Raw genomic sequence first — 10,708 nt, 5'->3', positions numbered from 1 at the left:
CGGCTAGCCCACCAATGCCGAAAAGCGGCGCGACAGGAGGTCCGCCGTGCCGTCGAGCAGCCTTAAGGCCATGTCGTCGACATGGCGGTTCCGCCAGGATTCAAGCTCCGTGCCGGCAACCCACTGGTTGAAGGCGCCCTGGGCGGGTCCGCAATGGACCTGGAAATCGACCTTGTGGGCCATGTCGCCATTGAGCGCCCAGTCGGTGGTGTCGCTGAAATAGCGCTTGAAGACGAGGGCCATGCGGTGCTTCGGCATCGCCTCGGCGCGGGCGATTTCGGCCGGCGCGTAGGTTTTGGCGAGGTCGGCATAAACCTCTTCGAAGTTCTTGCGGAAATAGCGCTCCTCGATCTGGCGGCGCAGGGTGGGGTCGATGGCCTCAAGGCTCTCGTGCTGGCGGTAGATGGCGACCAGCTTTTCGGCGCGGGCGGGGAAGAAGACGCCCTTTTTCAGCACCTGCACCTTGGAGCCGAGTTCGAACATCTCGCCGGACGGCGCATAGGCCGTGTCGTAGACGTTGATGGCCTCCAAGAGGTCCTTGACCGCGTCGCTGGTGCCGGCCTCGACCGTGCACTGGTTGATGGAGCCGGTGACGAGGAAATCGGCACCCAGCACCAGAACGGCAGCGGCGGCCTCCGGCGTGCCGATGCCGCCGGCGGCGCCTACGAAGATCGGGGCGGCATCGGGGAAGCGCGCTTGCGCGTCGTCGCGCAGCTTCAGGATCGGCGGGATCAACGCAAAGGGCATGCCCTGGTCGGTGTGGCCGCCGGAATCGGACTCCACGCAGATCGCGTCGGCCACGGGCAGATGGGCGAGAAGCTCCGCCTCGTCTGCGGTAATGGCGCCCGTCGCCCGGAGTTTTGTCACCACGTCTTCGGGCGCGGGTGCGAGGAACTGGGCGGCGACGTCGGGCCGGGAGACCTTGGCAATGATGCGGTTGGCGGCCCGCGTGCGGCCGGCCTCGCGGGTCAGGCCCTTCGCCCGGTAGCGGACGAGCGCCTGGGTCACCTCCATGAAGGCGGAGGCCTCGACGATGGTGACGCCCTCTTCCAAGAGGAGGTCGGTGAGGTCGTCCTCCAGATGGGGCCGGTTGACCCGGGCGATGAAATTGACGCCGAAGGGCGCATCCTCGTGGATGCCCGACCGGATACGGTGGATCGCGTCGCGGACCTCCGCCGTCGACAGGCCGGCGGCGCCGAAGAAGCCGAGGAGGCCGGCGTTTGCCATGCGGATGACGACGTCTGTCGAGGCGATGCCGCGATACATGGCGCCGCTGGCATAGGGGTGGCGAATGCCGAAGGCCTCGCAGAAGGCGCGGGAGCCGAGGCGGTCGACGGAGAAGTGGGGCGTGCGGCAGGAACCTGGAGCCGTTTCGACCCCTATCTTCGGCGGCGCCGCGTCGGACGTTACAGCATCTAGACTGCGCTCAGGACAGGGCGCCGGTCCGGCGTCCGCGACGGGCTCCGGAGACGCCGGCTGGATCGGTTGGGCGGCAGGGGCGGTGGTTTCAAAAGCGGGCTCCGGTGTAACCGCGGCACCCACGGATGCCGGCGCCTCCATCTCCTCCGGCGGCAGCGGTCCGGCCTCCATTTCTGTGCGCCGGAACATCGGCCGCACGACGGGCGGCCCGTCCGGGCCGAGTTCGACCGTCTCGGCAAACGTCACGCCGCGCGCTATCAGGTAGCGCAGGCTCTCCGCCCAGCGCACCGGCGCGGTGATCTGTTCGACCATGCGGGCGCGGATATCGGCATCGACGTGCGGGCGCGCCGTGACGTTGGAGATGACCGGCACCTGCTGCGGGGAAAAATCGGCAGCGGCGACGATGCCGGCAAACTCGGCCCGCGCAGCTTCCATGAACGGCGTGTGAAAAGCGCCGCTCACCGGCAGGACCTTGTAGTGGCTGGCGCCAGCGGCAAGGAACAGGGGCTCGGCGGCGACGATCGCGTCCTTGCGGCCCGAGACGACGATCTGGCGCGGGGTATTGAAGTTCGCCGGGTAAATGTCCGTCAGCCCCTCCCGCGCGATCAGCTCGGCAACGGCGTCCGGATCGAGGCCGAGGACGGCCGCCATGCCGCCGCCACGAGCCTCGGCCATCAGCGCACCGCGCCTTGCGACGAGCGACAGGCCGGTGGCGAAGTCGAGGACGCCGGCGGCGAAGAGCGCAACATATTCGGAGACGCTGTGGCCCAGCAAAAAATCGGGCGCCTCGCCGGTCTCGTCCCTGTGCTTCAGGTATTTCAGCGCGTTGACGACGTAGAGCGCCGGCTGGGTGAATTGCGTCTGGCTCAGCTTTTCGATCGGACCCTCGCGGCAGAGCGCGGCGATGTCGTAGTCGAGGATTTCGCCGGCGCGCCAGGTGAGGTCGGGAAAGGCGTCGAAGAGGTCTGTGCCCATTCCGATGCGCTGTGCGCCCTGTCCCGGAAACAGATAGGCCTTCATCGTCCTGCCACCTCTGCCCCGGTCCTGATCCATTCGATGCGGCCGAGGTCCAGCTTCACCACCCGGTCGGCAACGCCCCAGTATTTTTCGTCGTGCGAGGTGGCGATCACCAGCTTTCCCTGGTCCCGGAGAGCCGGCAGGAAGGTCGTGTAGAAATGCTCGCGGTAGTGCACGTCCTGCTCGGCCGACCACTCGTCGAAGACATAGATCGGCCGGTCCTCGACGACGGCGGCGATCAGCGCCAGGCGCTTTCGCTGGCCCGTCGACAGGTGGAGCTGGTTGAAGCGGCCGTCCTCGAAGGTGACCTTGTCGGCGAGCCCCCATTCCGCGATCAGCCGGTTGACCCGGCCCGGGTCGGCGTCCTCCATGCCGTAGAGCCGGTCGAAGAGGTGGAAGTCGACGAAGACCGAGGCGAAGAGCTCGCGGTAACCGGCGCGGGCGACGCCCGCGACGGCGGCGGCGTCGACGCCGATCCAGCCGGCATCGAGCGGGTAGAGCCCGGTCATCATCTTCAGCGCCGTCGACTTGCCGCTGCCGTTGCCGCCGACGAGGAAGACGATCTCGCCGCGGGTGAGGCTGAGGTCAAGGGGGCCGACCGTATAGGCCTCCGGGTCGTTGCGGTCGTAGCTGAAGCGGATGCCGTTGAAGGAGATTGTGGAGAAATCGAGGAAGGCGCGGGCCTGGCGGCGCGCCTCGTCGGGGCCGATGGAGGAGGCCTCGGAGAGTTCGGTATCGATGGCGAGGATGGCGTTCAGGCCGACCTCGGCGCGCATGAACATGGGCGACTGGGCGACGGTCTTGGTCAGCGTGCCCATGCAGAAGAGGAGCACGGGCACGAGCTGAAAGATGATGGCGTTGTGGCCGGAAACGTAGCCGGGAAAGGCGAAGGCGACGACGCCGAGCATGACGAAAGTGGTGAGGCCGCCGAGGAGGATCAGCGACACCCAGTGCTCGACCGAGCGCACCATCAGCCGCTCCAGGATGTTGGAGCGCTTGCGGTAGGCCGCCGCAACGGCGTCGCTGCGCGTCGTGTTGAGGCGCAGTTCCTTGGCGCCGCGGATGATGTCGGTGATGGCGTCCAGCAGTTCGGCCTGCATGCGTTCCACGAGCCGCAGGATCTCCCGGTAGCGGCTGTCGATGGCCTTGTAGCCGAGGATGCCGGCGACGACCGTTGCCAGGAACACGGCAAAGGCGGGCGGCGAGAGATAGAGCAGATAGACGAGCGCAACGGCGAGGAGGACCGTCTGCTGGACGGCATCGACGATCAGCGGGAAGGTCACCGAGAGGTGGTTGGTTTCCTTGGCGACGAGATTGTAGAGCCGGCCGCGGCCGAGCCGGTCGGCGACGAGGAGTTCGGAACGGCGCAGCCGGTCGGCGATCTCCAGGCGCTTCCTGTTGAGGAGGTCCTCGATGATCGCCATGGAACGGACCAGCGCCACCTGGTTGGCGCCGTAATAGAGCGCGAAGGCGCCGGCAAAGGCGAGCCAGGCCCAGATGCCCGGCGTGCCGGCGTTGGAGACCGTCTCGGCGACCTTGGTGATGACGACGATGAGGGTCGCGTTGGCAAGGCCGGCGATCAGCGTCAGCAGGAACATGATGCGGAGCTGGCGGGCATCGGCGCCGCGGATGAAATCGACGATCGCCATGGTCACGCCCCCTCCCCGCCCGAGATCATGCCGAGGTCGAGGGCGACGCGGCGGTCGCAGCGGTCCCAGTAGTGGTCGTCATGGGTGACGGCGAGGACCGTCTTGCCGCGGGCTTTGAAGTCGGCGAGCATCTCGCCGTAGAAGACCTCGCGGAAATGGGCGTCCTGGTCGGCGGCCCATTCGTCGAACAGATAGACCTCCCGGTCCTCCAGCAGCGCGACGATCATGGCGAGGCGCTTGCGCTGGCCAGTGGAAAGGTCGCTGGTCGAAAAGCGGCCTTTCTCGAAGCCGACCTTGTCGGAAAGCTCCATGCGGGCGATCAGCCGGGCGACGTCGTCCGGATCGGCGTCGATGCCGTAGAGCCGGTCGAAGAGGTGAAAGTCAGTGAAGACGCCGGAAAAGATCTCGCGGTATTGCTGGCGGTTGTCGTCGCCGATCTCCGTGCCGTCGCAGAGGATGCGGCCGCCGTCCGGCCGGTAGAGGCCGCAGAGGAGCTTCAGCGCCGTCGACTTGCCACTGCCGTTGCCGCCGGTCATGAAGACGGTCTCGCCGCGCCGCAGCGTGAAATCGAGGGGGCCGGCGGTAAAGGTCGTCAGGCCGGCGCTGTCCACATAGCGGAACGTCGCGCCGGCAAGCTCGATGGTCTCAAAATCCTTGAACGGCGAGCGCTGGCGCGGCGCCTTTTCCGCCGGGCCGGGCGCGTTCTCGTCGAGCTTTGCCTCCAGCGCATAGACGTGGCCGAGGCCGGCCTCGGCGCGGCCGATGAGGCGCACCACGGAGGTGATCGCGGCGACGGGGCCGATGGCAAAGACCGAGGCGGCGGTGATCTTGTAGATGGTGTCCGTATAGCCGGCAAAGAACGCCGGCAGCACGAAGACGACGACGCCGACCAAAAGGAAGATGAAGGCGTTGGAGAACTGCAGGAGCGCCACCCAGCGCCCGCCAATGGCGATCACCTCGTCCTTCAGGCTGTCGGCGACCTCGGTGAAATGGGCAAAGAGGCCGTCATTGCGGTCGGCGTTGAGGCGGATCTCCTGAAAGCCGAGGGTGAAGTGGGAGAGGCTGTCCAGCATCTCCGCCTCGCGATAGTGGACCGCGGCGAGCGAGGCGGTGAGAGCGCGCTGGCGGATGACGAAGATGGTGAGGCCGAGCGCCGTGACGCCGGCGACGACGGCAAAGGAGATCAGCGACAGGGTCGCGATATAGAGCAGCAAAAACACGAGCACGAAGGCGCTCTGGGCGGCGCCGATGAGGAGCGGCAGGGTCTGGGAGAGGTGGTCGGTCTCCTGGGCGACGGTGATGTAGATGTCGCCCTGGCCGAGCCGCTCCAGCGTCCTGAGATCCGCGCGGCGGATCTTGGTGACGATGCGCCGCCGCGTCGCCTCCAGCCTCTGCTGCACGTAGCGGTTCGCCTGGTGCAGGGAGGTGCGGTTGGAGACGAGGAAGAAGACGAGCGTCAGCCCATAGACGATCAAAAGTTGTGCACCGACCTCGGCGCCGAGCAGCGAGCGCTCCGCGGCCTGGTTGATGAGCCCGATGAGGCCGGCATTGCCGAGGCCCGTGAACGAGGTGATGGCGAAGAGGAAGCGACGGCTTGCCGGCGGCCCGCCCTGGAGCAGGCGGAGGATATTCATTCAACACCTGCCATTTTCGGCGTGTTCTCCCCCGCGGCCGTTTTTGCGCCCGTGCCGCGCCGACGGATTCCCCGGCCGGCGATACGTCTTCGGCCCTCCGCCGACGGGCGGACGGTCTGCGACGCCGGACGCGCCGCACGCTCGTTCTCGGAAAACGCATCTGCCGGGTTCGGATAATGCTAGGCAGCTACCTTGACCCGCGCAAGCCGAACCGGCATCGCATCCACATCAATTCGGCGCCATAGCCGCCTTGTGGAAAACGCCCTTCGGCGCATACGTCGGATACTTTGAAGAACCCCAGCCTGCGGCCGCCGATCCCTCCCGCAATAGGGGTAAAATCACGGTATTTTCTGTTCGCGAGAGCACTTTCGGCCGGATATCCCCTCGCCCTCCCCCCGGCGATTGGCTAGCCTTATCGGGCGGCGGGACTTCAAGAGAATCACCCCAGGACGGTTCCGGAGGCGACGCGCCGTCACAGTCAGACGATCTCGGGTATCAGGCGGCACCAGGGCCCATGAGCAGGATTCGCGACTTCATCGAGGAGCAGTTTCTGATCGAGTTCGACGAGACCTTTCCGGAGAGCTCCGACCTCTTCAAGGAAGGCGTCATGGACTCCTTCGGCTACATCCAGCTCATCCGCTTCCTGGAGACAGAATACGGTATCAAATTCTCCGAAAAGGAGATGACCGGCGGCGTCATGGTCAGCCTGACGCAGATCGAGGCGACTGTAGCCGAAAAGGTGTCGCAACGCGGCGCCGCCAGCGCCTGAGGCCGGGCCATGTGCGGCATTGCCGGCATATTGAAACCCAACCGACCGGCCGAGGCGCTCGGCCACGACATCAAGGGCATGCTCTCGCGCATCGCCCATCGCGGACCGGACGGCTACGGCACCCTCATCGACGACGGCTTCGCCATGGGCACCGTGCGCCTGGCGATCCTCGATCCGGCCGGCGGCGCCCAGCCCTTCGGCGATCCGAGCGGGCGCTACTGGCTCTGCTACAATGGCGAAATCTACAATTACCGGGAACTGCGGACGACGCTGGAAGCGCGCGGCTTTTCCTTCCGCACCGCATGCGACACCGAAGTGGTGCTTGCCGCCTGGATCGCCTGGGGGCCGGACTGCCTGGCGCGCTTCAATGGCGGCTTTGCCTTTGCGCTCTACGATGCCGAAACCGGCGAGTTGTTCCTTGCCCGCGACCGCTTCGGCAAGCGGCCGCTCTTTTACGCCATTCGCGGCGACACGGTGCTGTTCGCCTCGGAGATGAAGGCATTCCTCGCTGTTCCCGGCTTTTCCTTCGAGCAGGACCCCGACCAGCTCTCCGCCATCCTTGCCCAATGGACGCCGCTGCCGGAGCAGTCCGGCTTCTTCGGCATCAAGAGCCTCGGCATGGGGGCGTATCTCTCCGTCAAGGACGGGGCGCTCACCCCCCGCGCCTACGACAGCTTGCGCTTCGACATCGGGCCGCGGGTAGAGAGCGAAGAAGAGGCGATCGAGGCGATCCGCGCGCGGCTGTCGCGCAGCGTGGAATTGCGCCTGCGCAGCGACGTGGAGGTCGGCGTCTATCTCAGCGGCGGCGTCGACTCGGCGATCGTCGCGGCGCTCGCCCGGGATTTCGCCTCCAAGCCGCTTTCGACCTTTTCCGTCGAATTCGAGGACGCCGAGTTTGACGAATCCGCCGAGCAGCGGCTCGTCGCCGACCATCTCGGCACCAGCCATCATGCCGAACGCATCCGCCATGCGGATATCGCCGCGGCAACGCCGGAGGCGGTCTTTCATGCCGAGGTTCCTGCCTTCCGCAGCGCCTTCGTGCCGATGTATCTGCTCTCCAAGCGCACGAAGGCCGAAGGCATCAAGGTCATCCTCAGCGGCGAAGGGGCGGACGAGGCGTTCCTCGGCTACGACCTCTTCAAGGAGACGCTCTTACGCGACGCCTGGCGCGAGCTGCCGGACGAGACCCGCCGGTCGCGGCTGGCGCAGCTCTATCCGCATCTCTCCCATTACGGGCCGGAGGATATCGCGGCTGTCACCGGGCTCTACGCGCAGTTTTCCAAGGAAAAGATGCCGGGCCTCTTTTCCCACGAGCTCAGGTTCCAGAACGGTCAGTTCTCCGCACGCCTGATGAAGGAAAAAGGCGATCCGTTCCGGGCGATCTCCGAACTCGCCGCCAATGCCCCCGGCTTTCAGCGCCTTTCGCCGGTCGAAAAGGCCCAGTGGCTGGAATACAAGACCCTCCTTCCGGGCTATCTCCTCTCCACCCAGGGCGAGCGGATGAGCCTTGCCCACGGGGTGGAGAACCGCTGCCCGTTCCTCGACCCGGAGGTCTTTGCCCTCGCCACCTCCGTGAACCTGAAATTCGACGACGGTTTTGTCGAAAAGCGGCTTTTGCGCGAGGCGTTCCGGGGCCGGGTGCCGGATGCGATCACCGACAAGCGCAAATTCCCCTACCGGGCGCCGGACGCGGCCGCCTTTGCGGCCGAACGGCCGGACTATCTGGAGCTGGTGCTGAGCGCCGACGAGCTCGCCAAGGTACCGTTCCTGGAGCCGAAATTCGCCTCACGACTGGCGCAAAAAGTGCTGACCAAGCCGGCCTCGGAGATCAGCACCAAGGAAAACCAGACCTTCCTCTATCTTCTCTCCATCGCGCTCCTCGACCGGGCGTTCGTGCGGCGCGAAGGGCTATCGGACCCGGTGCTGCCGCCGCTCGACAAGGCGGTCGACCTGACGGCGCGCCAGGCCGAGGTCAGTCTTCCCAGGGAAGCTTCAGCTCGGTGACGTAGCGCCGGATGCCGGCGAGTACCTCCGGATCCCGGAACATCTCGCGATTGGCGGCAAGCGCTGCCTCCCGGTCGCCGGCGGGCTCGCCCCGGCAGCCGGAAAGATAGGCCTTGTAGCGGGCGATTGCCGGTTTCTTCAGGAGCGCCAGTCGGGACAGATGCTGGCGGAAGGCGCGCTCAGTGTCCTCGGCGATGACGTTGACGAGGCCGGCATCGCGCGCTTCCGTTGCACTGAGTGGCCGCGTCATCAGCGTCATGTAGTGGGCGCGCTGGCGGCCGATGCGGCGGATGAGGAAGGGGAGAACGCAGGCCGGATAGAGCCCGAAGAGAAGTTCGGAGAGGCTTATCCGGGCGCTCTCCTTGGCAATGACGATGTCGGAGGCGGCGAGGAAGCCGACGCCGCCGGCATTGACCCGCCCTCGCACCAGGCTGACGGTGACAAACGGCCCGTCGGCGAGCGCCTGCCAGAGATCGTAGAGCGGGGCGGGATCGCCGGCCGAACCGCTGTCCGACACCGCCTCGAAATCGCCGCCGGCGCAGAAGACCTCGGGCCCGCCCTCCAGGATGACCACGGTGACGGGGCTGTCCTCCGCGGAACACCGAGCGACGACTTCGGCGCATTCCGCGATCAGCTTGTCGTTGAGGGCGTTGCCGGCTTCAGGCCGGTCGAAGACGATGCGGCAGACGTTTTTTTCCGTCGTGACCTTCAGGGTCTCGTAGGTCATCCGCTCGCCTCCGGCGCGCCTAGGACGAGCGCGGTGTTCACCCCGCTGAAGCCGAAGGAGAATTTCAGCGCGTGGCGGATCTCATGGTCGACAGGCGCGGCGCCGACCCATCGGAAGCTTGGGTCGAGCGGTGTTTCCAGATTGCGGGTCGGGTGCAGGCGGCCCTCCGCCATCTGGATCAGCACGGTGGCGGCCTCGATGGCGCCGGCCGCCGCAAGGCCGTGGCCGAGGATCGACTTCGTGGCGTTGATGCGGGCGTGGTGGAGTTTTAGCGCGCGGTAGGTTTCCAATTCCGTGTCGTCGCCGGACGGCGTGCCGGTGGCGTGGCCGTTGACGGTGTCGATGTCGGCGGCCGTCAGCCCCGCCTCGGCGAGCGCCATCCTGGCCGCCCGGACCTGGCCCTCGTGATTGGGCTCCGGCCCGCGGGTGCCGTCGGCAATCGAGGCCGCGCCGAGGAGCGTGCCGTAGGTCTTCGACAGGCCAACACTTTCCCGGCAAAGGACCAGAGCCGCGGCGGCTTCACCGTACAGAAACCCGTCATGGTCGGCGTCCATCGGCCGGCACGCCTTTTCCGGCGCCTCAGAAAAGCGGGCCGAGCCCATGGCGCCGAGGGCCCGGAGCGCCTGGAGGTCGTGGGCACCGAGGTCCTGCATGGCGCCCAGCGCGATACAGGCATCGACTCGGCCGGAGCGGATGGCGTTCCGCGCCTCGACGACGGCGACCGCGCCGCTCGCCGAGGCGCCGCCCACGGTCATCGCAAAGCCGCGGATCGGAAAGGCGGCCGTGCAGAGCCCGCAGAGATCGGTGTCGAGGAACATGTGGCCATGGCGCGGCGGCACGAAGGCGCGCCTTTCCGCATAGGCGGCGAGCGCCAGCGCCTGTTCGCGCGCCGCCAGATTGCTGCCGCCGACGACAAGGCCGATGCGCTCCGGGGCGATGGCGTCGAGCCCGGCATCCTCCCAGGCCTCGGCCAGTACCGATGCGGCGACCCGGCCGGTCAGCGTCGCGGTGCGGGCGATCCGTGGCGGCAAGACTTGCGGCGGCTCGGGCATTTCCACCCCGAGGAAGGGTTCTTCGCCTTCGGGCGCCTCCCTCCCCTCACGGGTCAGTTTGGAAAAGACGTTGCGGCCGGCGAACAAGCCCTCCCGGAACGCCGCCCTGCCATGGCCGAGGCCGGAGGCAACGCCTATCCCCGCAAAGCGGATCGGGTCAGCCGCTTTTCTTGGCATCGATGAGGTCGGCGAGCTCGCCGATATTGCGCGGCCCGTGGAGCTGGACCATGGGGATCTTCAGGCCGACGGCTTCGAGCGTCGCCAGAATGATCTCGGAGCGCTCGATGGAATCGACGCCGAGATCGGCCATGGAGTCGGCACGGCCGATGGGACGATCGGCAAGTTCCGGGACGGTTTCGCGGATTTCGCCAATGATGATGTCGACGATCTGGTCGCTGTCCAAGGGATGTGCCATCCTCTTTATGCCCGCTGCGCTG

The 10,708-nt window shown here is 66.8% G+C and carries 8 protein-coding genes; 2 read left to right on the top strand and 6 right to left on the bottom strand.

Annotated features, from left to right (window positions below):
• Positions 1-3: 3 nt before the first annotated feature.
• Genes fabD through M2319_RS04470 form a run of 3 tightly spaced genes read right to left on the bottom strand, consistent with a single transcriptional unit; the run spans position 4 to position 5,719 of the window.
• Positions 4-2,439: an ACP S-malonyltransferase gene (gene fabD, locus M2319_RS04480; RefSeq protein WP_264600239.1), complete on the bottom strand. Its 2,436-nt coding sequence runs from the start codon at positions 2,437-2,439 to the stop codon at positions 4-6.
• On the bottom strand, positions 2,436-4,085 hold the full coding sequence (locus M2319_RS04475; protein ID WP_264600238.1) for a cyclic peptide export ABC transporter: 1,650 nt from the start codon (positions 4,083-4,085) through the stop codon (positions 2,436-2,438). The genes fabD and M2319_RS04475 overlap by 4 nt, the downstream gene beginning before the upstream one ends.
• A 2-nt stretch (positions 4,086-4,087) precedes the next feature.
• On the bottom strand, positions 4,088-5,719 hold the full coding sequence (locus M2319_RS04470) for a cyclic peptide export ABC transporter (RefSeq protein ID WP_264600237.1): 1,632 nt from the start codon (positions 5,717-5,719) through the stop codon (positions 4,088-4,090).
• A 514-nt stretch (positions 5,720-6,233) separates the two neighbouring features.
• On the opposite strand from M2319_RS04470, the gene M2319_RS04465 reads away from it, so the two are divergent.
• Together M2319_RS04465 and asnB are read left to right on the top strand one after the other, a co-directional pair.
• On the top strand, positions 6,234-6,488 hold the full coding sequence (locus M2319_RS04465) for an acyl carrier protein (protein ID WP_264600236.1): 255 nt from the start codon (positions 6,234-6,236) through the stop codon (positions 6,486-6,488).
• A gap of 9 nt (positions 6,489-6,497) precedes the next feature.
• Positions 6,498-8,492, top strand: a complete 1,995-nt coding sequence (asnB, locus tag M2319_RS04460) for an asparagine synthase (glutamine-hydrolyzing) (RefSeq protein WP_264600235.1) — start codon at positions 6,498-6,500, stop codon at positions 8,490-8,492.
• On the opposite strand, the gene M2319_RS04455 is transcribed toward asnB, so the two are convergent.
• The 3 genes from M2319_RS04455 to M2319_RS04445 are packed head-to-tail and all read right to left on the bottom strand — an operon-like array spanning position 8,461 to position 10,686.
• The gene (locus M2319_RS04455) at positions 8,461-9,219 is read right to left on the bottom strand and encodes an enoyl-CoA hydratase/isomerase (protein ID WP_264600234.1); all 759 of its coding nucleotides are present in this window, start codon (positions 9,217-9,219) and stop codon (positions 8,461-8,463) included. The two genes, asnB and M2319_RS04455, sit on opposite strands and share 32 nt — an antisense overlap.
• Positions 9,216-10,448, bottom strand: a complete 1,233-nt coding sequence (locus M2319_RS04450) for a beta-ketoacyl synthase N-terminal-like domain-containing protein (protein ID WP_264600233.1) — start codon at positions 10,446-10,448, stop codon at positions 9,216-9,218. The genes M2319_RS04455 and M2319_RS04450 overlap by 4 nt, the downstream gene beginning before the upstream one ends.
• Positions 10,429-10,686, bottom strand: coding sequence for an acyl carrier protein (locus M2319_RS04445; RefSeq protein ID WP_264600232.1), 258 nt, complete (start codon positions 10,684-10,686; stop codon positions 10,429-10,431). Before M2319_RS04445 ends, M2319_RS04450 begins: the two co-directional genes overlap by 20 nt.
• Positions 10,687-10,708 lie beyond the last annotated feature (22 nt).

Source organism: Rhodobium gokarnense, from assembly GCF_025961475.1.
In the GTDB taxonomy this organism is placed as follows: Bacteria; Pseudomonadota; Alphaproteobacteria; order Rhizobiales; family Rhodobiaceae; genus Rhodobium; species Rhodobium gokarnense.
Note: the sequence above shows the minus strand (reverse complement) of the source record. Positions and strands in the feature narration are given on the sequence as shown.

Coding starts and splice junctions, on each gene's coding strand:
- fabD (WP_264600239.1), bottom strand. CDS start 2,439: ATGAAGGCCTATCTGTTTCCGGGACAGGGCGCACAGCGCATCGGAATG.
- M2319_RS04475 (WP_264600238.1), bottom strand. CDS start 4,085: ATGGCGATCGTCGATTTCATCCGCGGCGCCGATGCCCGCCAGCTCCGC.
- M2319_RS04470 (WP_264600237.1), bottom strand. CDS start 5,719: ATGAATATCCTCCGCCTGCTCCAGGGCGGGCCGCCGGCAAGCCGTCGC.
- M2319_RS04465 (WP_264600236.1), top strand. CDS start 6,234: ATGAGCAGGATTCGCGACTTCATCGAGGAGCAGTTTCTGATCGAGTTC.
- asnB (WP_264600235.1), top strand. CDS start 6,498: ATGTGCGGCATTGCCGGCATATTGAAACCCAACCGACCGGCCGAGGCG.
- M2319_RS04455 (WP_264600234.1), bottom strand. CDS start 9,219: ATGACCTACGAGACCCTGAAGGTCACGACGGAAAAAAACGTCTGCCGC.
- M2319_RS04450 (WP_264600233.1), bottom strand. CDS start 10,448: ATGCCAAGAAAAGCGGCTGACCCGATCCGCTTTGCGGGGATAGGCGTT.
- M2319_RS04445 (WP_264600232.1), bottom strand. CDS start 10,686: ATGGCACATCCCTTGGACAGCGACCAGATCGTCGACATCATCATTGGC.